Annotated in this window: 36 protein-coding genes and 1 pseudogene; 35 read left to right on the plus strand and 2 right to left on the minus strand. The window is 54.1% G+C overall.

Annotated features, from left to right (window positions below; genetic code table 11):
- The 10 genes from E1189_RS10145 to E1189_RS10190 form a co-directional block, all read left to right on the plus strand.
- Positions 1–405: hypothetical protein (locus tag E1189_RS10145; protein ID WP_230460312.1), on the plus strand; the 405-nt coding region annotated here is incomplete at its 5' end.
- 37 nt (positions 406–442) lie between these two features.
- Positions 443–1,060 carry an oligoribonuclease gene (orn, locus tag E1189_RS10150; protein ID WP_155159963.1) on the plus strand — a complete coding sequence of 206 codons (618 nt, stop codon included), beginning with the start codon at positions 443–445 and terminating at the stop codon, positions 1,058–1,060.
- A 54-nt stretch (positions 1,061–1,114) separates the two neighbouring features.
- Positions 1,115–1,333: a helix-turn-helix transcriptional regulator gene (locus E1189_RS10155; protein ID WP_230460313.1), complete on the plus strand. Its 219-nt coding sequence runs from the start codon at positions 1,115–1,117 to the stop codon at positions 1,331–1,333.
- 2 nt (positions 1,334–1,335) lie between these two features.
- Positions 1,336–2,043, plus strand: a complete 708-nt coding sequence (locus E1189_RS10160) for a hypothetical protein (RefSeq protein WP_155159964.1) — start codon at positions 1,336–1,338, stop codon at positions 2,041–2,043.
- Positions 2,043–2,258, plus strand: a complete 216-nt coding sequence (locus E1189_RS10165; RefSeq protein ID WP_155159965.1) for a hypothetical protein — start codon at positions 2,043–2,045, stop codon at positions 2,256–2,258. Before E1189_RS10160 ends, E1189_RS10165 begins: the two co-directional genes overlap by 1 nt.
- Before the next feature lie 68 nt (positions 2,259–2,326).
- Positions 2,327–2,791, plus strand: a complete 465-nt coding sequence (locus tag E1189_RS10170) for a DUF1441 family protein (protein ID WP_155159966.1) — start codon at positions 2,327–2,329, stop codon at positions 2,789–2,791.
- Positions 2,757–4,655: a phage terminase large subunit family protein gene (locus E1189_RS10175; RefSeq protein ID WP_155159967.1), complete on the plus strand. Its 1,899-nt coding sequence runs from the start codon at positions 2,757–2,759 to the stop codon at positions 4,653–4,655. Before E1189_RS10170 ends, E1189_RS10175 begins: the two co-directional genes overlap by 35 nt.
- Positions 4,655–4,849 carry a phage head-tail joining protein gene (locus E1189_RS10180; protein WP_155159969.1) on the plus strand — a complete coding sequence of 65 codons (195 nt, stop codon included), beginning with the start codon at positions 4,655–4,657 and terminating at the stop codon, positions 4,847–4,849. Before E1189_RS10175 ends, E1189_RS10180 begins: the two co-directional genes overlap by 1 nt.
- Complete coding sequence (locus E1189_RS10185) at positions 4,849–6,345, plus strand: phage portal protein (protein WP_155159971.1); 1,497 nt, start codon at positions 4,849–4,851, stop codon at positions 6,343–6,345. The genes E1189_RS10180 and E1189_RS10185 overlap by 1 nt, the downstream gene beginning before the upstream one ends.
- Positions 6,346–6,359: 14 nt before the next feature.
- Complete coding sequence (locus E1189_RS10190) at positions 6,360–6,560, plus strand: hypothetical protein (RefSeq protein ID WP_155159973.1); 201 nt, start codon at positions 6,360–6,362, stop codon at positions 6,558–6,560.
- A gap of 3 nt (positions 6,561–6,563) precedes the next feature.
- Here the strand turns inward: E1189_RS10190 and E1189_RS10195 are convergent, their stop codons facing one another.
- Positions 6,564–6,851 (minus strand): hypothetical protein, encoded by a 288-nt coding sequence (locus tag E1189_RS10195; protein WP_155159975.1) that lies wholly within the window; start codon positions 6,849–6,851, stop codon positions 6,564–6,566.
- Positions 6,852–7,068: 217 nt separating this feature from the next.
- On the opposite strand from E1189_RS10195, the gene E1189_RS10200 reads away from it, so the two are divergent.
- The 20 genes from E1189_RS10200 to E1189_RS10300 all read left to right on the plus strand — a co-directional run bounded on the left by E1189_RS10200 (position 7,069) and on the right by E1189_RS10300 (position 22,281).
- Positions 7,069–9,051 (plus strand): prohead protease/major capsid protein fusion protein, encoded by a 1,983-nt coding sequence (locus E1189_RS10200; RefSeq protein ID WP_155159977.1) that lies wholly within the window; start codon positions 7,069–7,071, stop codon positions 9,049–9,051.
- Between the two features lie 59 nt (positions 9,052–9,110).
- Positions 9,111–9,443 (plus strand): DUF2190 family protein, encoded by a 333-nt coding sequence (locus tag E1189_RS10205; protein ID WP_155159979.1) that lies wholly within the window; start codon positions 9,111–9,113, stop codon positions 9,441–9,443.
- A 2-nt stretch (positions 9,444–9,445) separates the two neighbouring features.
- Entirely contained in the window at positions 9,446–9,751 is a 306-nt protein-coding gene (locus tag E1189_RS10210) for a head-tail joining protein (protein ID WP_155159981.1), read from the plus strand.
- Between the two features lie 2 nt (positions 9,752–9,753).
- Complete coding sequence (locus E1189_RS10215) at positions 9,754–10,299, plus strand: hypothetical protein (RefSeq protein ID WP_155159983.1); 546 nt, start codon at positions 9,754–9,756, stop codon at positions 10,297–10,299.
- On the plus strand, positions 10,296–10,475 hold the full coding sequence (locus E1189_RS10220) for a DUF2635 domain-containing protein (protein WP_155159985.1): 180 nt from the start codon (positions 10,296–10,298) through the stop codon (positions 10,473–10,475). The genes E1189_RS10215 and E1189_RS10220 overlap by 4 nt, the downstream gene beginning before the upstream one ends.
- Positions 10,472–11,941, plus strand: coding sequence for a phage tail sheath subtilisin-like domain-containing protein (locus E1189_RS10225; protein WP_155159987.1), 1,470 nt, complete (start codon positions 10,472–10,474; stop codon positions 11,939–11,941). Before E1189_RS10220 ends, E1189_RS10225 begins: the two co-directional genes overlap by 4 nt.
- A 13-nt stretch (positions 11,942–11,954) precedes the next feature.
- Positions 11,955–12,320: a phage tail tube protein gene (locus tag E1189_RS10230; RefSeq protein WP_155159990.1), complete on the plus strand. Its 366-nt coding sequence runs from the start codon at positions 11,955–11,957 to the stop codon at positions 12,318–12,320.
- The gene (locus E1189_RS10235) at positions 12,320–12,601 is read left to right on the plus strand and encodes a phage tail assembly protein (RefSeq protein ID WP_155159993.1); all 282 of its coding nucleotides are present in this window, start codon (positions 12,320–12,322) and stop codon (positions 12,599–12,601) included. Before E1189_RS10230 ends, E1189_RS10235 begins: the two co-directional genes overlap by 1 nt.
- 125 nt (positions 12,602–12,726) lie before the next feature.
- Positions 12,727–14,472 (plus strand): phage tail family protein, encoded by a 1,746-nt coding sequence (locus E1189_RS10245; protein WP_155159998.1) that lies wholly within the window; start codon positions 12,727–12,729, stop codon positions 14,470–14,472.
- A gap of 8 nt (positions 14,473–14,480) precedes the next feature.
- Positions 14,481–15,686 (plus strand): DNA circularization protein, encoded by a 1,206-nt coding sequence (locus E1189_RS10250; RefSeq protein ID WP_155160000.1) that lies wholly within the window; start codon positions 14,481–14,483, stop codon positions 15,684–15,686.
- Entirely contained in the window at positions 15,683–16,705 is a 1,023-nt protein-coding gene (locus E1189_RS10255; RefSeq protein WP_155160002.1) for a phage baseplate assembly protein, read from the plus strand. The genes E1189_RS10250 and E1189_RS10255 overlap by 4 nt, the downstream gene beginning before the upstream one ends.
- Positions 16,702–17,244 carry a phage baseplate assembly protein V gene (locus tag E1189_RS10260; protein ID WP_155160004.1) on the plus strand — a complete coding sequence of 181 codons (543 nt, stop codon included), beginning with the start codon at positions 16,702–16,704 and terminating at the stop codon, positions 17,242–17,244. Before E1189_RS10255 ends, E1189_RS10260 begins: the two co-directional genes overlap by 4 nt.
- Positions 17,241–17,696, plus strand: coding sequence for a phage GP46 family protein (locus tag E1189_RS10265; protein WP_155160006.1), 456 nt, complete (start codon positions 17,241–17,243; stop codon positions 17,694–17,696). The genes E1189_RS10260 and E1189_RS10265 overlap by 4 nt, the downstream gene beginning before the upstream one ends.
- Positions 17,697–17,698: 2 nt before the next feature.
- Entirely contained in the window at positions 17,699–18,772 is a 1,074-nt protein-coding gene (locus E1189_RS10270) for a baseplate J/gp47 family protein (protein WP_155160007.1), read from the plus strand.
- Positions 18,757–19,350, plus strand: a complete 594-nt coding sequence (locus E1189_RS10275) for a YmfQ family protein (protein WP_155160008.1) — start codon at positions 18,757–18,759, stop codon at positions 19,348–19,350. Before E1189_RS10270 ends, E1189_RS10275 begins: the two co-directional genes overlap by 16 nt.
- Before the next feature lie 20 nt (positions 19,351–19,370).
- Positions 19,371–20,150, plus strand: coding sequence for a hypothetical protein (locus E1189_RS10280; protein ID WP_155160010.1), 780 nt, complete (start codon positions 19,371–19,373; stop codon positions 20,148–20,150).
- Between the two features lie 9 nt (positions 20,151–20,159).
- Positions 20,160–20,903 carry a tail fiber assembly protein gene (locus E1189_RS10285; protein ID WP_155160012.1) on the plus strand — a complete coding sequence of 248 codons (744 nt, stop codon included), beginning with the start codon at positions 20,160–20,162 and terminating at the stop codon, positions 20,901–20,903.
- 114 nt (positions 20,904–21,017) lie between these two features.
- On the plus strand, positions 21,018–21,344 hold the full coding sequence (locus E1189_RS10290) for a hypothetical protein (RefSeq protein ID WP_155160014.1): 327 nt from the start codon (positions 21,018–21,020) through the stop codon (positions 21,342–21,344).
- Complete coding sequence (locus tag E1189_RS10295) at positions 21,344–21,772, plus strand: M15 family metallopeptidase (protein WP_155160016.1); 429 nt, start codon at positions 21,344–21,346, stop codon at positions 21,770–21,772. The genes E1189_RS10290 and E1189_RS10295 overlap by 1 nt, the downstream gene beginning before the upstream one ends.
- A complete protein-coding gene (locus tag E1189_RS10300) occupies positions 21,772–22,281 on the plus strand; it encodes a hypothetical protein (RefSeq protein ID WP_155160017.1) in 510 nt (169 codons plus the stop codon). Before E1189_RS10295 ends, E1189_RS10300 begins: the two co-directional genes overlap by 1 nt.
- Before the next feature lie 222 nt (positions 22,282–22,503).
- On the opposite strand, the gene E1189_RS10305 is transcribed toward E1189_RS10300, so the two are convergent.
- Positions 22,504–22,737, minus strand: coding sequence for a helix-turn-helix domain-containing protein (locus tag E1189_RS10305; protein WP_155160019.1), 234 nt, complete (start codon positions 22,735–22,737; stop codon positions 22,504–22,506).
- A gap of 2 nt (positions 22,738–22,739) precedes the next feature.
- On the opposite strand from E1189_RS10305, the gene E1189_RS10310 reads away from it, so the two are divergent.
- From E1189_RS10310 to E1189_RS10330, 5 genes and pseudogenes are all read left to right on the plus strand, one after another.
- A complete protein-coding gene (locus E1189_RS10310; RefSeq protein ID WP_155160022.1) occupies positions 22,740–23,024 on the plus strand; it encodes a hypothetical protein in 285 nt (94 codons plus the stop codon).
- A gap of 185 nt (positions 23,025–23,209) precedes the next feature.
- Positions 23,210–23,422: a hypothetical protein gene (locus tag E1189_RS10315; RefSeq protein ID WP_155160024.1), complete on the plus strand. Its 213-nt coding sequence runs from the start codon at positions 23,210–23,212 to the stop codon at positions 23,420–23,422.
- Positions 23,423–23,778: 356 nt separating this feature from the next.
- On the plus strand, positions 23,779–24,150 hold the full coding sequence (locus tag E1189_RS10320; protein ID WP_155160026.1) for a nitrous oxide-stimulated promoter family protein: 372 nt from the start codon (positions 23,779–23,781) through the stop codon (positions 24,148–24,150).
- Between the two features lie 53 nt (positions 24,151–24,203).
- Positions 24,204–24,839 (plus strand): hypothetical protein, encoded by a 636-nt coding sequence (locus E1189_RS10325; protein ID WP_155160028.1) that lies wholly within the window; start codon positions 24,204–24,206, stop codon positions 24,837–24,839.
- Between the two features lie 63 nt (positions 24,840–24,902).
- Positions 24,903–25,777 (plus strand): annotated as a pseudogene (locus E1189_RS10330) (hypothetical protein); the annotation flags it as partial.

Raw genomic sequence — 25,777 nt, forward strand, 5'->3', positions numbered from 1 at the left:
TCTACACAGCCTGGACACCCGCAAAAAAAGCCCTCGCCTACGGCAGCTGGCAAAAATGCAGTGGCGCCATTCGCCACAACAAGCGGAAAAACCGTAAAGCTGTGCCCTGAGTGCAAAGGGCACGGGTACGACGCAGCAGAGATGTTTTATCACGGCGGCCTGCGTCGCCCCTGTGGTACCTGCTTGCTGGTGGGCTTTGTGTATACAGATGGCGGGGAGCCCCTGACAGAAGTGGACGCCATTAGCGTGATGCGCCAGAGCATGACCCGGATGATTGCTATCAGCGACAAGCTGAGTAAGGAAGTGAAAAAGCTGGAGGCACGGATACCGGCACCTTCCCTGGCTGATCAGATTTATCCAGATAACGAACGCGGCCCCGGGCGGTCAAAGTATTGCGGCGATTAACGCCCGGGCTTCAAAAAGAAAAACACAGAGAGAAACTATGAACACTGAAACTGCATTTGTATGGATTGATCTTGAAACCGGCGGTCTGAACGATCGACAGAAGGACGGCACTCTGGGATGTGAGTCTCTGCCGATTCTGGAGATTGCGGTTCGGGTCACAGATACCGAGCTGAATGAGTTGGCAGTGCCATTCCGGCTGGTTATCGCTCAAACAGAAGAGGAGCTTCAAAAGCTGGGTCCATGGCCTATGAAGACCCACACCGAAAGCGGGCTGCTTGACTCTGTGCGCCATGGTTATGGTCGTGTAGAGCTGGCAGAAGCTGAGCAGCAGGTCATCAGTTACCTGAAAGGCTGCGGTATTGAGCCTTACGACCGTAACGCTCGCACAGGCGGCATCATGTGTGGCTCAAGTATCCACTTCGACCGCTCATACATCATGGCGCAAATGCCCGAGCTTCACGCCTACCTGCACTATCGCATGATCGATGTATCAGCCATCGCTATGGCCGCTCGTTACTTTGCGCCTGAACTGGCGGGTAAAGCCTGCGAGCACAAAACATACAAGCACGAAGCCTTGCAAGATATCTGGGAATCCATTCAAGAGCTGCGTGTTTATCAGGAAGCGTTTGCCAGATTCAGTTCTGGCGATGAGTAAGAGGTTATTCACAAAGCTCAACAAAAGATCGTCCGTCAGGGATTAAGGAGCGTCATGCAGCCAACAATACAAACACCAAAAAACTACCTGGATAAAATCTGGCTCAACACAAAAGAGCTGTATGAGTATCTGGATCAGCAGTTCGCCGTGGGCACTATTTGCAACTGGCGCACGGAAGGCAAGGGGCCTGATTACTCTCGCATTGGCGGCAAGGTGCTGTATGCCCGGGGCGATGTTGACCAGTGGTTGAATGCTCAGGTGCGGGGAAAGTAATCATGGGGATTGATGTTGATGTGTTTGTGGATATCCCGGGTGCAGTCAAGCACCTGGAGGAGTTCCAGAAAAAGCATATTCCTTTTGCGTTGGCGGTCTCGCTCACCAAGATCGGTGCCATTGTCCGTGACGATACCCGCAATGAAATGCAACGGGTGTTCAACAACCCAACCCGTTACACGCTCAACTCCCTGTTGCTCAGGCCTGCACAGAAAAAGGATATCAACCCGACTGCGGTGGTGATGTTCAAGGATATGGCCTCGCGGGGGAATGCGCCTGCCAAGTATCTGGGCCCTGAAGTTCATGGCGGCCCACGCAGCGTGAAGGGGGCGGCGTCTCTTCTCAGAGGAAAGGGGCTGTTGTCGTCTGATGAGTTCCTTGTGCCATCACGCTCCGCCAAGCTGAACCAGCACGGCAACATAACCCGGGCACAAACCATGAAGATGGTGGCGGGTGTTAAGACGGAACAGAAGGTGGACAGCAAATCACGCAAGGCGCAGTACTTCGTGGGCAGACCCGGTGGGAAAGCAAAAGGCGTATGGATCCGCAAAGGCCGGAAGCTGCAACCCTTCATGCTGGTCACGCGTCAGCCCCAGTACCGCTCACGGCTGGACTTCTACCGCATTGCCAACAAAGCCGTTGGAAAAAATTACAACAAGGAATTTGGCAGAGCCTTGGGGCACGCCATGTCTACCGGGAGAAAGCGCTGATGAGAAAGGTTATTTTCGAAGCAGACCTGACTACTGACCAAGCTCTTGATGCTGTCACCAGACTGATTGATGACGGGTTTTCTGTTACAGCAAAGCAGGAGGGTGTTCGCTGGAGCATTGAGGCATTCGAGAGCGGCACTGTTCAAGTCTCCAGTGACCCGGAGGGGGAGGGGGTACCTATTGGGTCCTTCCCGGAGCCTGAGAGCCGCGGGTAATTCGAACCGCGATGTTTCCGGACATTTTGCATTTTCATAGGGGCAACAACATAACAGGGACTTGATGAATGCCACTTCTGAGCACCAACAAGCTGCATGAGCTCACTGGCAAAACCCACAGGACTATCAAGGCTCGGCTGGAAAATATCGAACCTGTTGTCGATGGCCGGAGTCACCTCTACGACAGCCGGGAGGTTTTGCCATTGCTCTATGACGTGGACAAAACAGAGGGTGACTACGATCTGGAGACAGAACGCGCCCGTCTGGCAAAAGAGCAGGCTGATGGCAAAGCACTGGAGAATGCCAAAAAACGCAAAGAGCAACTGGATGTTGCCAGCATGGTGGAGCTGGTATCCGATGAGTATGCCTTTGTCCGGTCAAGAGCCATTTCGTTGCCTGGGAAGTTGTCACGGCAGCTGGCGTTAATGGACTCCCCAACAGAAATTGAAGAACTGCTACTGGAAAACATATCAGAAGCGTTAGAGGAAATGTGTGTCGATGAGCCTGGAGTCATGGAAGCAAGAGTCGATTGAGTATGCCCGTCAGCTACTGAGAAAAGCGCGGCAGGATAATCTGAAACCACCGCCCAATATGAAACTGGTTGAATGGGCGGACGCTTATCGTTATCTGTCTCAGGGGGCCTCCTCTGAAGCGGGCAAGTGGAAAACCTCGAACGTAGAAGTGTGCCGTGGCCCGATGGAAGCCTACTCTGATCCCCATGTGAAAATTATCACAGTGATGTGCTGCACCCAGCTGATGAAAACAGAGCTGATCAACAACATTGTCGGCTATCACATCGATCTGGATCCGGCACCCATGATTGTGATGCAGCCTAACGAGAAACTGGGTGAAGCTTGGTCGAAAGACAGACTGGCCACCATGATCCGTGATACCCCCGCCCTCAAGGGCAAGATCAAAGGTGACAAGATACTTCACAAAACCTTTGCTGGTGGACACGTCTCCATTGTGGGGAGTAATGCTCCGGGTGATCTGGCCATGCGCCCTGTTCGTGTCGTGTTGTGCGATGAAACGGATAAATACCCGGCCTCCGCCGGTGATGAAGGGGACCCGATCTCCCTGATTGCGGAACGTCAGGCAACCTTCTGGAACTCAAAACTGTTGCATGTATGCAGCCCGACGGTAGAAGGGCGCAGCCGTATAGCACTGGAATACTCCCATTCTGACCAAAGAATATTTGAAGTCCCTTGCCCCTACTGTGGCCACCGGGAGGAAATGACGTGGGATCACGTTGTCATTCCCAAGGATGAGGGAGGTAAAAAACTACCCAAGAAAGCTCACTACGCTTGCCCCAAGTGCACAGCAGAATGGACAGAACCCCAGCGCCAGAAAGCCATCAAGCAGGGAACATGGCGGGCAACAAAACCATTCACAGGTCATGCGGGGTTTAACGTCTCCAAGCTGGCCAGCCCATGGGAAACCATCGGCCAGCTGGCAGAGAAGTGGCTCAAGGCTCAGGGTAACCCGCAACTGCTGAAAACTTTTATCAACACTCAGCTGGCGCAAACATGGAAACAGAAAGGGGATGCCCCGGAATGGAAACGGCTGTATGACCGACGGGACACCTACACCATTGGTACGGTGCCGGAAGGTGTCCTGTTTCTTACCGCAGCGGCTGACGTTCAGAAGGATCGTGTCGAAGTTGAGATTGTTGGCTGGGGCCGTGGTAAGCGGTCATGGTCAATTGATTACATTGTGATACCCGGGCGCATCGAGACACAGGAAGTGCAGGACAAACTCAGCAAGATCGTCACAGGAACATGGACTCACAAGTGTGGTGTGCAGATGTCACTTCTGCGCTTCGCCATCGATACCGGATATAACGCTCAGGTCATCTACAACTGGACCCGTAATCACATTGGGATAGTGATGCCGGTGAAGGGTATGCCTCCCGGGCCTTACCCGATTCTCTGCCGACCAACATGGGTTGACCTGAACTACGAAGGCAAACACATCCAGAAGGGTATTCAAATCTGGGGCGTGGGAACGGATGCTGCCAAGACGGAAATCTATGGATTATTGCAACTGAGTTTCACGAAAGATAACGAACAGTCATCGGAACCACCGCCCGGCTATTGCCGGTTTCCGGAATACAACGAAGACTATTTCAAGATGCTGACTGCAGAACAGCTGGTTGAGAAGAAAACCAAGCGCGGCATGCAGTATGTATGGGATAAATTCCGCGAGCGTAATGAGGCGCTGGATTGTCGGGTTTATAACCGTGCAGCGGCGGCCGCCGTTGGCATAGACCGCTTTGAAGAAGAGCACTGGCGAGAGCTGGAAGCCGGATTAGGCAAAAAACCGGACAAACCCGAAAAGGCAGCCAGCAAAAAGCCTGCCCGCAAACGCACCCGAAAAGGGACATGGATCAGACGCTAATGGCTTTCACGCAACAACAACTCAACGCACTGGAAGACGCCATCGCTATGGGTACCCTTGAGGTGGAGTATGGCGACAAGAAAGTGAAGTACCGGAGCCTGGGTGAAATGATGCGGATCCGCGACATGATGCGCATGGATATTGAAAAGCCACAACGCGCCAGAGTGGCACACTTCAGCAAAGGACTTCGGTAATGGCTAAGAAAGAAAAGCTTGGTATCTATGACCGGTTGCTGATCAATGTCGCTCCCCGTTTTTATATGCGCCGCCTGCAGGCGCAAACCGCTGCCAAGCTCATCAAGCGCCGCTATGAAGGTGCCGCCAAAGGTCGCAGAACCGAAGGCTGGAAAGCCTCGGGTAATTCCGCCAATGCAGAAATTGGCCGTGATCTGAATGTGCTGATGTACCGCAGTCGTGATTTGCTCAGGAACAACCCGTGGGCACGGCAGGCTCAGCGCGTTATCCGTAACAATGTCGTGCGTTATGGCATTGTCGGTGAGTTGAAAGGGGATCGTGAACGCCCCCTGAAAAAACGCCAGTCACTCTGGCAGCAGTGGGCAGAAAGCAAACAGATTGATGCGGATGGTCAGCGTAACTTCTATGGCCTGCAGGCGCTGGCCATGAATACCATTTTTGAATCGGGTTCGGTGCTGATCCGCAGGCGGCGGCGTCGCAGTAATGACAAGCTGGCTGTCCCTCTCCAGATTCAGGTGCTGGAGCCTGACTGGATCGACATCAACAAAACTCAGGCACTGAGCAACGGCAACCGCATTGTTCAGGGTAAGGAGTATAACGGTATTGGTCAGCTGGTGGCTTACTGGCTGTTTGAAGAGCATCCGGGCAACTACCAGCACTTTAACCGCTACCATGCCAGCTCCCGCCGTGTTCCTGCGTCTGAAATTCTGCATATCTTTGACGGTGACCGTCCGGAACAGATTCACGGTGTGCCGTGGATTGCACCGGCCATGCTCAGGCTCCGCGATTTTGACGAACTGCAGGATGCCAAGCTGATGCAGCAGAAAATCGCCAGTTGCTTTGCGGTACTGGTGAAAGGGTCAGATCCCAACTCTGTCAGTCTGCCCAAGAAAGACAATGGTGATCCTGAATTGCCTGTGGACTCCATTGAGCCGGGCATGGTGGAGTATGTTGGTCATAACGACATCAGCACAGTAACCCCGCCTAACGCCGATGGTGGGTCAGAGTTTGCCCGCCTGGTGCTGCGGGAAATTGCTTCTTCTTTTGGTATCACCAACGAGCAGATGACAGGCGACTTCAGTAAGGTGAACTTTTCCAGCGCCCGCATGGGGCGTCTGGAGTTTGTAGCCAACGTCGAACACTGGCAGTGGAATATGCTGATACCGGGGCTGTGTGAAGGCGTTTACGGCTGGTTTGATGAAGCCTGCAAACTGATGGGAGAGACAGAGCCAGTCACTATGGTCTGGACTCCACCGGCTGTTCCTGCACTGGATATGGAGAAAGAAGGCAAGGCGATTCGGGAATATATCCGTGATGGCCTGATGACACCGTCCGAAGGTGTGCGTCGCCTGGGAGAAGATCCGGTACGCTTCTTTGATGAATACGCTGATGATATGAAGCGACTGGATAAGTTGGGTATCGTGCTGGATACCGACCCCCGCAAGACGGCGAGGGGCGGTACGTTGCAGCCGGATCAGTCACAGGCATCAGAGTGACATACGAGGTCCTTATGAAACTGGTTAAGGAAATCAGTACAAAGATTCAGGTTTTGCAGATCGATGACAGCAGATTCACAGTCCGCACTGTCGTTGATAACAAAACCGATGCTCAATACGGAACGGGTACCCAGCAATGGGCGGAAGGGCTGGCTCACTGTATAGCCAATGGGGATAACCCAAGGGAGTACTGCAGACAACCTCGCCAGTGCTGAGAATTACGCCCCGCAGGTTTCTTTTACGTTGGCAGGAACCAGTGGGGTGTAATCACTGATTTCTAAATGGCCACCACGCTGATTGTTGTGTGCGCTGCACATGGGCACTATGTACCAGGTCTGGCTCAGCAACCCACCTACCTGAACGTGTGCTCCAACTCTTGCATTGTTAATGCATCCTTCCACGCAGCAGTAGCTGGCAGTTGAGCCTGAGAATCTTTCCCAGTGCTTCAGCCAGCTTTCACAGCGGCAATCGTTATCGCTGGTTCCATTAATGTTTCTTACTTGCATTGAATATCCCTCATTCAATTGGTTGTCCTGCCACATGGCAGGGAAACCAGCTTAAATCACCCGTTTTCAAGAACAACAACATTCTTTTGTTGTGTTGATTGGTATCAGTATGTGACCCACCATGACAACACATGAAACCCACCCCCTCCCAACCTCTTTCCCTCCTGCATAACATCGTGTCTGAACAAGCGCATTTTCCAACCGGACACCGGACACGATGGACGAAAACAATGTAACCACCAGAACCCAGACCCGGAATATTCCGCCGATGATGCTGCAGGCCCGGATCATGCCGGAGACCTGGAGCGAAGAAGAACGGACTGTGGAGGTTGTCTGGTCCACGGGTGCCCGTGTTCGCCGGTACAACTGGTGGAAGGATGAAGAGTTCAACGAAGAACTCTCAATGGATCCCGATCATATCCGCCTTGGCCGCTTCAATAATAACGCCCCTGTGTGTGATACCCACTCCACATACCGCCTTGGTGATGTGATCGGCAAGGTTGAACCCGGCACTGCTACTACCGACGGCACAGAAGGCCGCTGCCGTGTACGCCTGTCAAACCGTGACGATATCGCCGGCATTGTTCAGGACATTCGTGACGGCATTCTCTGCAACGTCTCCGTGGGATACCGCATCTACAAGTTTGAAGATGTCAGCGAAGACGATGACAAAATCAAAACCCTGCGTGCGATCGACTGGGAACCCCACGAACTCTCTTTTGTACCAGTGCCAGCAGATGATGGTGCCGGTACCCGTTCACAGGAAACAGAGAACGATAACCCCTGTGAATTCATTTTTCGGGCGCTGCCCATCACTCCTGAAGAGGAAAACAGAATGGACGAAAATGAAAAGTCCAATGAAGGCCAGCGTTCCGACAATGGTCAAACACCTGCACCACAGCAGCCATCACCGGATGCCGTGCGTCAGGCAGCAGACGAAGCCGTAAAAGCCGAGCGCCAGCGTGTTTCTGACATTCGTCAGGCTGTACGCTCCGCCAAGCTGGGTGATGAGTTCGCTGATGAGATGATCACTAACGGCACCGGCATTGAAGAAGCCCGCAAGCTGATCATCGACAAGTTTGCTGACCAGGGCGATAACCACGAAGCCCGTGGTTTTATCACCTTCAGCAGCGCACCCAATATGGATGCGGTTCGCTCCGGTATTGAAAACGCCCTGTCCCACCGTGTGAATCCCGGTAAGGAAAAGCTGGTGGAGTCCGGTCAGGACTTTGTTGGTCTTCGACTGCTGGATATGGCACGGGAAGTTGTCGAAATGAACGGCATTCGCACCCGTGGCATGAAGCCGCTGGATATTGCCAAGCGTGCTCTGGGTACCAGTGACTTCAAGCTTATTCTGGCTAACGTCACCAATAAAACCCTGCAGGCCGCCTACACCGGCAGTCCGCAAACCTTCCGCCCCATTGTTCGTCAGGTCAGCCTGAGTGATTTCAAGGCTGTGCAGCGTACCCGTCTTGGTGATGCGCCAGACCTGCAGAAGGTGAACGAGAACGGTGAGTTCAAGTACGGCAAGTTCGGTGATGAGGCAGAAAGCTACAAGCTGGAAACCTATGGCCGGATTATTCCGATTACCCGTCAGGCCATTGTCAATGATGATCTGGACGCCTTTATGCGTCTGGCAACCATGTATGGCCGTGCCGCGGCGGATCTGGAATCTGATCTTGTCTGGGGCTTGTTTACCCAGAACATTGTTATGTCGGATAACAACGCTCTGTTCCATGCCAAGCACAACAACTTTAACTCCACTACGGCTGAAATCAGCGTAGCGAGTATCGGTGCCGGTCGTGCTGCCATGCGCAAGCAGAAAGGTGTTGATGGTCGTCTGGTCTCCGTGCTGCCTGAGTACCTGATTGTTCCTTCCAGTCTGGAAACCAAGGCGGAACAGTTTGTCAGCACCAATCTGGCGGCTACCCGAAACGAAGACATCAACCCCTTCGCTGGTCGTCTGCAGGTACTGGCAGAACCCCGCCTGGAAGAGAACGGCGGCAACGCCAAAGACTGGTTCCTTGGCTGTGGCCCTGCCCAGATCGACACCATTGAACTGGCGTATCTCTCCGGTGACGAAGGCCTGACTCTGGAAGAAGAAGAGGGCTTTGATGTGGACGGTATCAAGTTCAAGGCCCGTCTGGATGTTGCGGCTGCACCTATCGACTGGCGCGGTCTCTACAAGCAGAAAGGCTAACCGCACACGGTTGAGCGCGGGGATTCGTCCCCGCTTCCGTTCACTCAGAGGATAAGAGCATGGCAGGAAATAAAATTCAGGAAGGTCGATTCCTGACAGTGATCGCAACCGCAGCAGTGCTCAGCGGTCAGGGCGTGATGGTAGGAGACCTGTTTGGCGTAGCTATGGGCGATGCCGCCATTGGTGAAGAGTTCGAGATTGACACCGCCGGTGTCTACGAACTGCCAAAGGATACTTCCCAAGACATTGGTCAGGGAGACAAGGTTTACTGGGCTGCCAGTGGTTCCGTCACATCAGAAGCCGCAAGCAATACCTTGATTGGTTGCGCCGCTTACGCTGCCGGTAACGGTGTGGCAGACATCTCAGTACGCCTGAACGGTACGGTGATCTAATCATGGATTTCGGGCAGCTGGCCAGCGGTATGCACAGGGCGATTCTCTCCAGTCCACTGGCTGAGCCAGCCACTGTGGCAGGTGTGCCAACGCGGGTCATCTTCTTTGGGGAATACCTGGAGGCTGATCCGTCTACCGGCGCACCGGTGGCCAGTACCGATCCCAAGATTGCTGTCAGTCTCAGTGATTTCACCACCGCGCCTGATCAGGATGACCCCGTTGTCATCCGTGGCCTTCGCTATCTGGTTGATGAAGTACGGCCCGATGGGGAAGGCATGGCAGAGCTGATGCTGAAGCGGGATTACTGACCATGAGCATCAAGCACCATCGTCAGGTTATCCGGGAAGCCGTCGCCGCCCAGCTGCTGAATAAAACAGACGCGGGTGACCGTGTATTTGTTAACCGTCAGCGCACCCTGAGAAAGCAGGATCTTCCCTGTCTGCTGGTGTACACCACCACCGAAAACTGTGACACCGCTTATGCCACCTCCACGGCTCCCCGTGTAGATCGCAGGCGGCTGAGTTGTGTGGTGGATATACGGGCAGAAAGGCGCAAGGGGCTGGATGATCTTCTGGATACCCTCGCGGCTCAAGTGGAACAGGCAGTATTCGCAGATGTCAGCTTCAGCGAAACCGTGGCTGACAGCCTGCTGACCAGCACCCGGCTGCTGTTCAGTGATGAAGGTGAAGACTGTATCGGCTCCTGTGAACTGACATGGGAACTGGAATACTACACCGACGCCAGCCCAAGCCCGGACGATTTGCCGTACTGGGATAAGGCCGGTGTCTCTATCAACACCTCTGGGGGTGAAGACTCCCATCAGGAAATCAATGTACCGGGGGGCGGCCAGTCATGATGCTGCATATCAAACCCAAAAAAGGCGTAAAGGTGCGCACCCCGAGTGGTGACCATCTCAAGCCACAAGGCGAAAAAGTTCCAAGAACTAGTTACTGGCTGCGCCGCATCAAGTGCGGTGATGTTGTGCTGGTGGCTGACACCCCAACCGAGAAGCAGGGAGCGAAGGCAAAATGACCATCAGCTTCAACCAGATTCCCAATGGTCAGCTGACCCCATTCGTGTTTGTCGAGTTCGACAACTCCCATGCGAACCAGGGGCCAGCGATCCAGAACTACAAAGCGCTGATTATTGGTCAGCGTCTGCCTTCCGGCACAGTCCATAAAGGTGTGCCAACCCGCGTTACAGGCGAAGAACAGGCAGCGGAATACTTTGGCCGTGCATCCATGCTGCACCACATGGTGTCCGGCTTTCTGGACAACAACCGCGTCACTGAGTTGTGGGTGATTGCTCTTGATGATGATCAAGCCGGAGCGCAGGCCACCTACGATATGACCATTACAGGGCTGGCCACTCAGGCAGGTACCTTCAACCTGATGGTGGGTGGTCATCGTCTGCGTGTGGCCGTATCCATCGGTGATCAGGCTGCGGCTGTGGCCAGCAAAATTGCGGCCGCCGTGAGCAAGGATACTGATATCACCGTCACCGCATCAGCGACGGCAGAAAAAGTTACGTTCACCGCACTGCACAAAGGCGAAGTGGGCAACGGCATCGATGTACGCTGCAACTATTACAGTGGTGAAGATTTCCCCGCAGGTATCAGCGCGACCCGTCACGGTCTGCTGGCAGGCGGTACCGGTAACCCAACCCTGACCGATACGATTGCAGCCATGGGTGATGAGGCTTATCACATCATCGCTATGCCTTATACCGATCAGGCCAATCTGGTAGAGATGGAAACCGAACTGGCCAGCCGTTGGGGACCAGGGCGACAGCTTGACGGCCATGCATTAACAGCCTCCAACGGTACTCACTCCGAACTGGGTACGCTGGGAGATTCCCGCAACTCTGAGCACCTGACTATCAGCGGCTATTACGGCGTACCTACACTGGCGTGGAAGTGTGCAGCAGCCGATGCAGCGGTGGTGGCGCTCCACGGCCAGATTGATCCGGCACGGCCTTTCCAGACCCTGCCGCTGGCGGGTGTGCAGGCACCGTGGCCGGAAGATCGTTTCACCCGTGAAGAACGCAACCTGCTGTTGAACGACGGCATCAGCACAAAAACAGTCAGCCCCGGTGGTGAGATGTTGATTGAGCGCATGGTCACCACCTACAACCTGAACGCACAGGGCGCACCTGATCCCAGTTACCGGGATGTGAACACGCTGCTGACTCTCAGTTATCTGCGTTTCGACTTCCGTGCCTACATCACCAACAAGTACCCACGCCACAAGCTGGCAGGCGACACGGTACGGGTACCCGCGGGGCAGGCGATTATGACGCCATCCATCGGCAAGGCGGAAGCAGTCGCCAAGTTTATGCAGTGGCAGGACATGGGGCTGGTGGAAAATCTGGATCAGTTCAAGCGTGATCTGGTGGTAGAGCGTGACGCTCAGGATCCGAACCGCCTGAACTGGCTGCTGCCACCTGATCTGATTAACCAGCTGCGTGTGAATGCGGCGCAAGTTCAATTCCGGGTTTAAGGGAGGTTAAGCCATGAGCCAGAACAGAAAGGGCGGCATCATCGAACTGACCATGAACGGTGAGCGCTATGATGCCAAGGGGGCCTTCACCTATAACCTGGGAAAACCTCAGCGTGAAGCTATTATCGGCGGTGACGAAGTGCACGGGTTTAAGGAAACACCGCAGGTGGCCTTTATCGAAGGAGCCATCACCGACAACAAGAACCTTGACCTCGCCAAGTTGGTGACTGCTGAAGATATGACAGCAGTACTGCGCCTCGCCAATGGCAAGAGCGTTGTTCTAAATAATGGCTGGTACGCCGGTGAAGGTTCAGGAAACACAGAAGAAGGTGAAATCGGTGTGCGTATTGAAGGCCGGCGAGCAGAGGAGATCAACTGATGCCAACAGCAAAAACAGTCACGCTCCAGCATCCTGTGACGGTGGGGGAGACCACCGTTACAGAAGTTGTGATTCAGCCCATCAAAGCCAAGCACCTGCGTGGTGTGACCTTGTCCGGAGATATGAGCATTGATGACCTGCTGATGATTGCCGGTCGTGCGTCTGGTCAGTCGTCCCTGATTATTGATGAGCTGCATGCTGTGGATGTGTTTGAAGTGGGTGACGTTATTACTGATTTTTTGGATGTTGGCGACACGACTGGGCCGACTGGTTCGGCGTGATCGCAGGCGTATTCCACACCCCTCCCTCTGAACTCTGGGTCATGGATCATGAGGAACTTGAGTTCTGGATTGATCAGGCCCAGAAGTGGATCAAAGCCAAGGAACCGTAAAAGGAGCCACACAAGATGGCCGGCAAAAACTACCCCTTAAAGATCGAAATCAGCGCACTGGATAAACTCGCCCAGCCCATGCGCAAGATCAATCGTCGGTTTGAGCGGCTGCAGGCTCCTGTAAAAAAACTCCGTACATCACTGAAAGCACTGGGGCAAGAAGCCGGGCTGCACAAACTGGGCTCGGCTTTTCGTGGTGTCGGCACTGGTATTGGTCGGGTGGGCAATGAGCTGAAAGGCGTTGCTACCAAAATCGCCGCCGTCACTGGCCTGGCAACCGGTGCCGGTGTGGCTATGTACAAAGCCTTTGCGGATTCCGGTGATGAAATCGCCAAACACTCCAAGCGGGTGGGCTGGTCTGTACAGGGTTTGCAGGAAGCCCAGTACATTGCCCAGCGTCAGGGTGCCACGCAAGAACAGTTAAACAGCTCTCTGCTGGCCTTCTCCAAACGGATGGGTGAAGCCAAGGCCGGTACCGGCGGTTTGTATTCCTTTCTGGAACGTACCAATAAATCACTGATGAATCAGATGATGGCCGCAGGCTCCAACGAAGAAGCCTTCAACCTGCTGATGGCGGCCATGCGCAAGATTGAAGACCCCGCCAAACGTGCAGCTCTGGCATCCGCTGCTTTCTCCCGTCAGGGTGTCGCCCTCACTGGTATTGCAGACGCCAGTGCTTCCGCAGTTGACGAAATGCGGCAGAAAGCCCATCAGCTTGGGCTGGTGATCAGTGACACTGACGCCACAGCGGCAGAAGATGCCGCAGACGCCATGCTTAATCTGGATTACGCCATGCAGGGCTTGCGTAACCGGATTGGTGCTGCTCTTGCTCCCATGTTCACAAAGCTGGCCAGCCAGTTTGCCGACTTCTCAGCCAAGCATGGTCCGGCACTGCGCAAGTGGGCAGAAACCTTTGCCAGCAAATTACCCGCCAGACTGAAAGAGGTTCAGGCCGGTTTTCAGAAGGTGAAAACCAGAGTGCAACCACTGATTACTTTTGGTGCCGCGTTGGCTGACCGCTTTGGTGGTGTGAATGTTGTAATGACGGCACTGGGCATTCTGATTGGCGGGAAGCTGATAATCGCCCTTGGCTCGCTGGTGGGCGCATTAGCCACCCTGGGAGCAACAGCCGTTGCCGTTGGTACCAAGATTTCTGCCGCCCTTCTGGTCCCCATGATCGCCAAGCTCAAGATGCTGGGCATCGCAATGATGACAACCCCGCTCGGCTGGTTTATGGCAGGGCTGACCGGCCTTGTTGTTGCTGGTATTGCTGTTTACAAAAACTGGGATGTGATCAAAGAAAAGGCCGCCGCAGTATGGGGAAGCGTGAAAGAAGGCGTTGGGCTGGTATGGGACAAGTTCAAAGCCTTTGGCAAGTTCATGCTGATGAACAACCCCTTTGCCCTGATGGCCCGTGGTGCCAGCCACCTGCTGAAATCCCTGACCGGCTTTGATGTGCTGGACACCATCAAACAGAAACTCTCCAACCTGTTGCCCGGATGGGTGACCAAACGACTGGGGTGGGGCGATGACAGCAGCGAGAGTCAGACGCCCGCCAGAACACCGCCTCCCGAACAGGCCAGTTACCACCGTGCCTCTTATGCACGACAGCGTGCCGCACAGTTGCAGCGTGTGGATGTGAACAGCAGTGCCGGTGTGCGGGTGGATTTCGCCAACATGCCCCGTGGGGCGGAAGTGAAAACACAATCTGACAGTGGCACCGATCTGGAAACCTCACTTGATTACAGCTTTGCCTGGTAGGAGCAATTATGAGTTGGAGAGACAGATACCAGCCAGCCCGCTTTCGGGGTGTGCCTTTTCATATTCGCTCCCATAACGCCACGGGTGGCCGCAATACCGACACCAGTGAGTTCTTCGGAGTCGACGACACCAGCACGGAAGACACCGGCCAGCAGGCCCGGCAATATTCCGTAGACGCCTATGTGCTGGGTGCGGAGTATTTCAGCCTGCGTGATGCGCTGCTGTCCGCCATCCAGAAAGAAGGCGCTGCCGATCTGGTGCATCCGTACCTTGGCACCCTCAAAGTGCTCTGCAAAAGCTGGAGCCTGCGGGAAAGCTCTGAAGATGGCGGCATGGCTCGCTTTGCTCTCACCTTTGTGGAAGAGGGAGAACAACAGTTCCCTGCGGCACAGGCTGACCGTAAAACACAGGTCGGCAAGGCCGCAGAGGCCGCAGAAGAAGCCAGTGCCAGAGGCTTTGCAGAGAACTTCTCACTGGATGGCGTGCCGGGCTTTGTGTCCGAAGATGCTGTGCAGATGATGAATGATGTGGCCGGTTATATGAGCGATGCCTCAGCACGGCTGGGTAATCCTATGTTTGCTCAGCCTGTGAACCTTGGTCACCTGGCATCACCGTATTCCGCTGCCAAGAATCTGTACTCTTCATTCAAACAGCTTTCCAGTGTTGCCAGCCGTGTGGCGGCGAATACCGGCAGCAGTGCCTCAAGCACAGGAAGCACGGGCAGCCAGAGAAGTGTTCTCTCAGAACTGAGCACACTGGCCAGCTACGACACCAACGCCACAGCCATTGCGCCAATCACCGCATCACGGCAGCGCCAGATCAGTAACCGGCTGGCCATACAGTCACTGGTGCAGGAAGCGGCGGTGATTACCTCAGCCGATGTGGCGGTGCAAACGCCTTTTGAATCCACCGGGCAATCAGAGTCTGCCCGTGATCAGGTGCTGGATAATCTGGATGAGGTGGCGGAAGTCACCCCCAGTGATGAGGTGTTCACAACCCTGCAGGATCTGCGCAAAGAGGTTTACCAGGCACTGCCTGACAAGAATCTTCCCCAGACTGGAGAATACACGCCACCGGTCACACTGCCTGCGCTGGTGGCCGGTTATGAACTCTACCGCAATCCGGAACAGGGTGACGATATCGCCCGCCGCAACCATGTGACCCACCCGGGCTTTTTGCCCGGTGGTGAACCGCTGGAGGTGCTGACCGGATGAATGATATTCGCCTGACAGTGGATGGCAGCATCTGGCGGGGATGGCAATCGGTCACTGTGCAAACCGGCATTGAGTTTCTGGCCGGTGCCTTTGCGCTGGATGCGGGCAACAAGTGGGCAGAGGATGGCCCCATCGGCTTCGACCAGCCCTGTGCCCTGCATCTTGGGGAAACGCCCCTGATTACCGGTTACGTGGGCAAGAAAACTGCCACCTTCGGCAACCAGACCCGTGACCGCTCCCTGATGGGATGGGACCGCGCCAGTGACCTGTCTGATTGCGCTGTAGAGTCAGCCAGTTACAGAAACCAGAGCCTGATGGGTGTGCTGAACACATTGTGCGAACCCTTCGGCCTCACAGCCGTTACCGATCAGGACGACATTAAACAGGAACGCTTGCGCCGCTTTGATTTTCTCCCCGGTGAAACCGGCTCGGAAGCCATCGACCGATTATCCCGCCAGTGTGCGGTGCTGATTTTCAGCAATGGTCTTGGTCAGCTTCAGGTGGTGCGTGGTCAGCCACAGAACACCCACGGCACAGCACTGGAAGAAGGCATCAACATTGAAAGCGCCCAACTGATTGAAGACCGTCGCCTGCGCTTCTCCCATTACTCCACCCTGAGCCAGCTGGCCGGTTTTGCCGATGAAGTCACGCCGCTGGATCGCTGCACAGTGTCCGGCGATGCCACTGATAGTGGTATTACCCGACACCGGGCTTGCGTGGTGTTGTCGGAATCATCCCTTGACCGTCAACAGGCAGTACGCCGCTCCCAGTGGCAACGGGCTGTGTGTGATTCCCGCAGCTGGCGGCTCTCGGTACGGGTGAAGGGTTGGGCTGGCCGCAATGGTGAACTGTGGAAGCCGTGGCTCAAGGTGCCGGTGAAATCTCCCTGGCTGGCCATTGATGAAACGCTGCTGGTGGCAGGTTGCACCTATCAGGCCGGAAAGAAGGGATTCTTCACCACGCTGGAGCTGTGCAAGGCGGATGCCTTTGACCTGAACAAAGCGGAGGTCAGCCAATGAGAGTGGCGGATATCCGGGCACTGATCACCCGGGCACTGGCTCCCCTCAAGCATCGTTTGCAGCTGATGGTGGGCAGGGCGGTTATCCAGACAGTGAACGACGCAGGCAGCCTGCAAACCCTGCAGCTCACGGTTCTCAAAGATGACCTGCGGGAACCGGTAGAGCGCCTGCAAAACTACGGCCTCACCAGCCACCCGAAAAAGGGGGCTGAGTGTGTGGTGCTGTTCCATGGGGGCAACCGTGACCATGGCCTTGTGATTGCGGTGGATGATACCCGCTACCGGCTCAAAGCCCTCAAGCCGGGGGAAGTGGCACTGTATGACGATTTAGGCAACAGGGTGGTACTGGAGCGGGAGCGTATGCACGTAAGCGCTGTGAAAAAGCTGGTGATTGATGCGCCAGCCACAGAGGTGAACAGCAATATGACCGTGAACGGTGATACCCACTTCAACGGCTCCGTTCAGGCCAATGGCAAGACGATTGACGATACCCACGGCCATATCGACGACAGTGGCGGACAGATTCAGGGTGTGACATGAGCGATTTACGACTGGTAATGAATGCCGATGGCGGCGATCTGCAGGTACTGGCCGGAGACCTGACCACCGACGAAGGGCTGGAGAATCCCATTCTTATCAGCCTGTTTACTGACCGCCGGGCACCGGACGATATCACCATTCCCGACAGTGTATCCCGACGAGGCTGGTGGGGTGATGCTCTGGCCGAACAGGAAGGTGACGAGATTGGTTCTCTGCTGTGGCTGATTCAGCGGGAAAAACTCACACAGAAAATTGCCGAAGATGCCCGTCGTTATTGTGAAGAAGCACTGGCGTGGCTGGTGAAAGATGGCGTGGCAGAGAATGTTGTGGTGACCACCAAAATAGAAAAGCCTGACGTTTTGTTAATCACCGTGACCGTGCAAAGGCCGCGCATGGCACCTTTAAAATATCAATATCAAGCGCCCTGGGGCGCACAGTCTGACCGGAACTGACCATGCCCTTTCAACGCCCGTCTCTGAAAAACATTATTGACCGTACCACGGCTGACCTTGATAGCCGCATGGGCGGCGTGTCGTTTCGCAGGGCGGTAAAAACCGTACTGGCAAGGGCACTGGCGGGAGTGGCCCACGGGCTGTACGGCTATCTGGATTATCTGGCAAGGCAGATTAACCCGGCGACGGCGGAGGGGTATTTTCTGCACCTGTGGTGTCAGGTCTGGAAAGTGATTCCCAGAGAAGCCCAGACTGCTAAAGGGCAAGTGACGTTTACTGGAAACACGGGTGCCAGCATTGCCACAGGCACTCTTCTGGTGCGAAGCGATGGGGCTCAGCTTCGAGTCACAACCGGTGCCACACTGGCCAGCGGAACCGCGCTGGTGGATGTGGAAGCGCTGGAGGCAGGAGCCAGCGCCAATACAGAAACCGGTGTGATTGTGCAGCTGCAAAAGCCAGTGGAAGGTGTACTGGCCGATGCCACCGTGGCAGGCACAGGCATTACCGGTGGTGAAAATGCAGAAGACGATGAAAGCCTGCGCACCCGCCTGTTACTCCGCATTCAGAAACCACCCAAGGGTGGCAACAAAGACGACTACGAACGCTGGACACTGGAAGTCCCCGGCACCTACAAAGCCTGGTGCTACCCGAACCGTATGGGGTTGGGCACCGTGTCCGTCACCTTCACCAGTAACGATCCGGACAATCCGATTCCCGATGCGGCACTGGTAACCGCCGTGACCGAACATATTGATATTCGTCGCCCGGTGAGCATGAAAGAGCGTTACATCTACGCCCCCAACCCGGCACCACAAACCATTGTGATTGCTAACCTGCAACCGGATACACCGGAAGTGCGTGCTGCTGTGACGGAAGAACTGAAAGACCTGTTCTATCGCATAGCCCAGCCGGAAGATGGAAAAGGCGCGGGCATGATTCCGGTGAGCCAGATTCGCGAATCCATCTCAGTGGCACTGGGTGAGAATGACCACACCCTGATCAGCCCCACCGTAAATATTGAACCGGCAGTGGGCGAGCTGGCCACCTTTGGAGGTGTGACATGGCAAACCGCCTGACCCGTTACGCCGAACAGCTGCGACAGCTTCTGCCACAGGGGCTGGTATGGAACACAGAACCCGGCAGCGTATTAGCCCGTCTGGTGAATGCACTGGCGGAAGAGTTCGCCCGGGTAGATCAGCGTGGCGACGATCTGGTGAGTAATGCACTGCCACACCAGACTATTGAAATGCTGCCGGAATGGGAACACAGCGCAGGCCTGCCCGATGAATGCCACGGGAGCACTCAGGAACTGGAACAACGCCGTGAAGCCCTTCTGGAAAAACTCCGGGAAGTGGGCGACCAGTCCCGCACATATTATATCGCACTGGCAGACCGTATGGGGATAGCCATCACCATCACCGAATTCAGCCAGCCCAAGGCGGGCATGGCCAGAGCAGGGGACCCCTGCTGCAGCGGGGAATGGCATTTTGTCTGGCAGGTTAACCGTGACAGCTCACTGACAGTGAATCACGCCACCGCAGACAACAGCCGTTCCGGTGATCGCCTCGCCACATGGCAGACCGGCCAGCTGGAATGCTTGTTTCGCCGGTTAAACCATGCCCACAAGCTGGTGATTTTCCAGTACAGCAGCTAACCAAACAGGGAATTAAAACTATGCACAGAATTGATGGGGAAGGCGCAACAAACGACAACCGGTTTACCAGTGGTAACCCGCAGTCGGGCGTACCTGCCACCGTAATAACCGCTGACTGGCTGAATGCTGTTCAGGAAGAAATCGTTAATGTGATTGGTGCCAATAACCTGCAGAAAGGCAAGTTCACCCAGCTGGTGGAAGCTATCAATGATATGCAGGCCAGCCGTGAAGTCGGCAAGCTCGGCTTCCGCATCTGCGACCCCAACAACCTGCCAAGCCTCGCTCCCAACGAACTGGTGCCAGCCGGACAGATCCTCAACCGGGTGGATTATCCCAAGCTCTGGGACTACATCCAAAACAGCGGCAGCATGGTGACCGACGCCCAGTGGCAGAATGCGGGTATGGAAGCGTTCTTCAGCTCGGGTAATGGATCAACCACGTTCAGACCCGGCAACCTGGTAACCGGTGTTTTCCCTCGATTTATTGATTTGAGTATTTTGTATGATCCGGATCGTGATAGTCGTACTGGGGGAAATAAGCCGGGTAGTTGGCAGGGTTTCGCAGTGGGGCGGCATAACCACGACCTTCCCACTGGTACAGCTGCATCTGGTACATTTGCATGGGGAGTAATAGACCAATACTGGTCAGGTAATACAACATTTAATAACCAACCAACACCTACCTCCACTGCGGTGACAGGAGATAGTGGTCTTTCAGTAGCTGGTAAACAGGCCGGTGTATACGGGCCTGAAACGCGAAGCGTTAACGTTATTCTTTTGCCAACATATCCATGGAAATAAGGTTCTGCTATGACTGAATGCTACGGATTCAACGATCAGACGCGCCGATACTCAGGGCCAGTAGATCTACCTATCTCCATTTTCGACCCTGTGAATCAAAAGGCAGCGCCTGCCAATACATTACCCTTTGCACCACCAGATCCTGCAGAGAATCAGGTCGTATTAGTTAATGAAGCTCGCACCGACTGGGAACTGGTATCCGACTACACAGGCACAGCCTACAACAAAGCAACCGGCGAACAGGTAGAACACAAAGAACTGGGAGAGCTACCAGACCACCTCACTCAAAAGAAACCCACATCCCAATGGGACAAGTGGAGCCAAGGGCAGGGCAAGTGGGAAACAGACACAACCCAGCGCGGCAACGACCTGCGAGAACGCTACTGCAACACCATCGACAAACTGGCCGACCAGACCCGCCAAAGATTCCTCCCCGGCGGCAAAACAACACTGGTCGAATACACCCGAGTAGCCGAACAGGCCCAGGCATTCAAAAAAGCAGGCTACCAGGGCGAACCCCCAATGGGCATAGCCAGCCACATGCGCCGTTACGAAGTAGACGCAGAAACCGCAGTTTCCCAGATACTGGAAATGGCAGAAGAGTACAACGAACCCATCGATCAAATCCGCGACCTCCGCTTCGACGCCAAAACCGCCATAGAAGCCATGACCGACGAAAAAACAGAAGCTGAGTTTCAGGCAGAGTTCGAGAACTGGCACACCCAACTGGATGCCATAACCCCCAGTCATTAACCCACAGCGCAGTTTGTGACCCGCCGTGACAACACCTGACCAGCGCCCGCTACCTGCGGGCGTTGCAGTTTTTACAATAGGGAAAACAGATAATACACAACCGGACAGTGCAGTATGGATGACATGCCTTCGGACATCAGCGCCAAGATTCTCACAATCGCCATTGCCATAGGGGCTGCCATTGTTCGTCTGGTGGTTGATACCCGCCATATCACATGGGTGGCTGCACTGCGGGCTGTGACTGTTTCGGCCTTTGTCGCCTATCTCGTGGGTGAAGCCCTCACTGGTGTGGATTCCATCGGCCCCGGTGCCAAGAACGCGCTGGTGGGTGTAGCCAGCCTGCTCAGCCGTGAACTGCTGGAAGGGCTGATTGAGCTGGCCGCCCAGTTCAAGAAAGACCCGAAAGGCTTTATCAACCATGTCCGCAGGGGGAAAGAATAATGTACAAGTGGGGAGCGCGATCACTGCGCCGCATGCAGGGCGTCAATCACCTGCTCACCGAATGCGCCACCCGGGCGCTGGCCAAATCCCGCTACGATATGACCATCCCGTGGATGGGCGGCGTACGCTCGGCAGAAGAGCAGAAGAACATCTTCGACCAGGGCGCATCCAAAGCCGACGGTACCAATAACCTCTCCTATCACCAGTCTGGCAATGCGCTGGATGTTGAACCCGTTGGCTATAACCGTGAACAGGCCAGCAACACGTTCCTGCCTAAAGCAAGAAACCAGTTTGCCCAGCTGATGTTTAACGAGTTCTCCCGCATGAAAGCCCGTGGGGAGATTCCGGAAAACGTGTATCTGCACTGGGGCGGGTTATGGGGAGCCAGCGGCTGGGATCCGCAGCATTTTGAGTTGAGGGAACTGTAATGGATTGGAAGGATGTAAAAGACCTGATTGGTAATGCCGCTCCTGTTGTTGGGGCTGCTTTAGGGGGGCCGGCAGGAGCAACAGTTGGCGGCATGATCGCTAACATGTTCGGTACGGACGCAACGCCTTCTGCAGTGGCTCAGGCAATAACAGCGGATAAAACGGCGCTGGTTGATATTCGGAAAATGGAATTTGAGCATAAAGAGCAACTTGAAAAGCTCGCTTTCCAGACGCTTGAGATTGAGTTGAACGACAAAGCCAATGCCAGAGCATCTCATAAAGACAGCCGCATGCCTGCAGTTATCGTGTGGCTTATGAGTTTGCTGGTGGGGGGACTCACATACGCTTTGTTTCACATCGAAATACCAGACGCTAATAAAGACGTGGCCTTTATGCTGTTTGGTCAGGTAGTGACCCTGTGGGGTGCATCCATTACTTACTGGGTTGGAACTACCAGAGGAAGTGCAGATAAGAACCGTTTGATTGCTTCAGGGGGCGGTAAAGGTTGAGAAGGTATGTGAATTGTACCTATATGTTGTTTTGCTTATAGTGATTGGTGGTTGTAGCTATATAGCAGTCTTGTTATACGACTTTTGGGCGGGGCTTCCGCATTGCGTTGTCTCGAAGTGTAAGTCTATCACACCAGCTACCGGCAACCAATCCGCTAAACCACTGCTATCCAACATGTAACCGCCTGTAGTTCAATGCTTTAGAAGCATAAATTTAGGCGGTTATATGTCGTTCTCAGGTTTCCAGCTGGTGTACTCATCATTGCCGCACAGCCAGTCCATAGGAACGCGCAACGTACGGGACAGCTCGTGCAGATCTGCAGATCGTGGGTCACGATGCCCGGTGCACCATCCGTTTATTGTCGTATGTGGCCTGTGCATGATGTTTGCCAGCCTGCGCTGCGTCCAGCCCAGTTGTTCAAGACGCAGCAAAACCCTGTGGGGCTTTAATCCCACAAATGCTTACATCCTTACCCCGCGTTCGCTTTGTTATGGCTGAAGTGCCTGGTCTTGAAGAAAGTGTACGCATAGCGCGTACCCATATTCATAAGCTGACACGCATCAATAACCGGAAAGCATTCCAGTTAGATGATGCCAACAAACGAATAGAGCACGGGGAATGGTGCCGGGCGCTCAAAAGAGCTCAAAGGCGCTCCCCTGTTATTTCCTGCATAGCAGGTATTGTATTAGCAGGACACCCGGCGCAGTGGCCGTCTGTCCCAAACGGTGCAACCGCCCTTTGACCTGTTTTGAGCAGGGTTAGGGCAGAGACAGAGAAATAATGGCGGTTGCAGGGGCGCCCGTCAATCAGTGTAAATTTGTAGATATTTATACTGTACAAATATACAGTATAAAAAGTTTAAGAAATCGACTCGCACACGCGCAAAGCCATGAGAAGATCGAAGTACGATCTGGTTAGGGAGAAGTTATGGGGAAGCATTTAGCAGACAACATGCACGAGCAGAAAAAGCTGATCGGCTCTTTGAGAATTCTGGTGAAGTCATGCCCGGAGAAAGATTTTCACAAAGCAAAGCCGGGGTTTGAGTGCGTGTTGTCACACATGGAAAACCAGCAGCATGAGGCGTGCTTGAAGTTTGAAGAGCTGGTGGATGATGATGACCAGGGACTGGCTGTGGGGTGAGATGGCTATGTGGTAAAGAAACTTTCTATGGAGAAGAGGTCTTGTGGCCTCTTTTTTTTGGCTGGTGGTCGTAGATGTACCTACACTGTCTTATAACTCATTATCAGAATTGACTATTTAAGCAAACGTATCGTATTGTTTCGCAACGCTTTTTTATATGCGGTAGTTGTCGTGTTTTTTGAACCCGTTTTAAGGGGTTTTTCCTTTAAAAACATAGACTTATATGGTCTTTGGGTTCCACAATGGGGTTGTGGGGGTCGGAGGTTCGAATCCTCTCGCTCCGACCAAATTTGAAGAAAGCGTGCATCATTGATGCGCGCTTTTTTTGTGTCTGAAAGAAAATAAGGGGCGTCTTTATGACAAACAACGCAGAGCGTCTCCAACGAGAGAATAAAACCGTTGGCCTGATGATTGCCCTGTATTGCAAACATCACCACCAATACGAAAATAGCCAGCTGTGCCCCAGCTGTGAAGAGCTGAAAGCCTTTTGTGAACGTCGGGTTGAACGTTGTGTCTATGGCACTGATAAGCCGGTATGCAACAAGTGTCCTATCCATTGTTATAAACCCACCAAGCGTGAGCAGATTCGTGCAGTCATGCGCTGGGCTGGCCCGCGTATGTTGCTGCATCATCCCGTTCTGGCGATTCGTCACCTTCTGGCCGAGCGCCGTCCTTTGCCTCCTCGCCCTGGGAAGAAACACCGTAAAAAAAGCGAAACCCATTCCTGATTGATTAATCCGGTCTACACTGCGCTGCTCTTGCTCATGGTGGACATCGGGTTATGCAGGTTCGAGGCTTCTTTGCTGTTGCAGTTTTTCTCTTTTCGCTCCATACCATTCCAGCCACTGGGCAGACCGTTGATGTTCTCGAGGCACAGGCGCGATGGTGGCAGTATGGCTGGATGGCTGTCCATGGAGCATCAGCTCTGATTGATAGCCATGAGGCTGGGCGTACCCATGATAAAGCCCTGAAACGAGCCAGGGCCGTCAGCGCCTTTTCCTCCGGGCTCGGGGTTGCAGAGCTTTTGGTCGAACCACTTTACCCTCTTCCAGCTGCAGCCCATGATCCTGACCTGTCCGATGAAGCCTTTCATTTAAAAGCGCTGGCTGAGCGTGTTGAGGAGAAGGCCTCGTGGCGTGGTCACCTTGGTGGCTGGCTGACGGGTCTTATCAGTGGGTTGGTGATTGCAGGAGGACATGGTAAGTCATCCGATGGATGGGAGTTTTTTGCCCTGAGCGGGCTGGTAACGGAAATAAAAATCTGGACTTTGCCCAAAGAGGCGATTGAAGAGTGGGAAAATTATCAGCGAACAGGGAAAGCTTCTGGAGGCAGTGTATATGATGAGCGAATCGTTTCACTGAAACCTGCTGGTGCCCGTGTTATTCCTCATGGCTTAGAGTTGCTTTGGTGGTTTTAACATTCAGTGTGCCATGCTGCTAGAGTTGAATGAGGGTTAGCCAGAAACATAGAAGAAAAAACTATGGGCAGCATTGGATCAACAGGGCAGAGTCAGACTCCTCCTCCGGTTACGGATCAAACCTTATCTATTAAGAGTAAGTCTGGCTTTGCAAGGCATGACAGCGTGACCAGTGAGTCAGATGTTGTGCCATTGGTGGCTTCAGGCCAAGAGTCAGATTCTTCAGCTCTTAAAAAGGAGATTGGAGACCGTGATGTTCAAAAGATCTCACATGACGGTTTGCCCAGCCTGAGACAGGAAACTCCCGAAGCTTTGCGAACGAAAAAGGAAGCTGCTCTTAAAAAAGCGGATATCGCTTTGGAAAAGTTGGGGCAGCTGAACTTGATGGATCGCGCTCTCGGGGTACTCAATCATGAGGAAGGGGCTGAAGCGCGGGAAAAAGATCAGATTGTGATCTCTGTGACTGTACCCCCCAGCACTGAGCCGGTGAGTGTATTTCCGCCTGATCCAAAGATTGATGCTGAGAAAATGAAAGAGCTACAGGCTATTGCGCAAAAGGCTCTGAGTAATTTTAAACAGGACCCCAGAAATGCAGATTTCGATCGTGAAAAGCTGACCGCCGAAGTTGAGAATGTGAAAGTTGAGCTGACCCAGATCCGGGAAGCGCTTGTGGAAAAGGGCGAAAGCGAGAATATAGATTGGGAATACGATTTCAAAGCCCTTGAAAATCGCGACTTCTCCTTTAACGTGGAAGATGGTGATGGCCATCAGGTTATTACGGCCGCACCGAGGACGGCTCCTGTACCAAAGGACGAATCGGAAGAGGTGCCTGATTCACCAACACCACAGGCATTACCATCTTCGAATCCTACACCTTCAGATCCAGAAGTACCTGTCAGTGGTCCAGTTCCGCCACCCCCTCCACCTCCACCCCCACC

This window comes from Parendozoicomonas verongulae, from assembly GCF_009711465.1.
Lineage (GTDB): Bacteria > Pseudomonadota > Gammaproteobacteria > Pseudomonadales > Endozoicomonadaceae > Sansalvadorimonas > Sansalvadorimonas verongulae.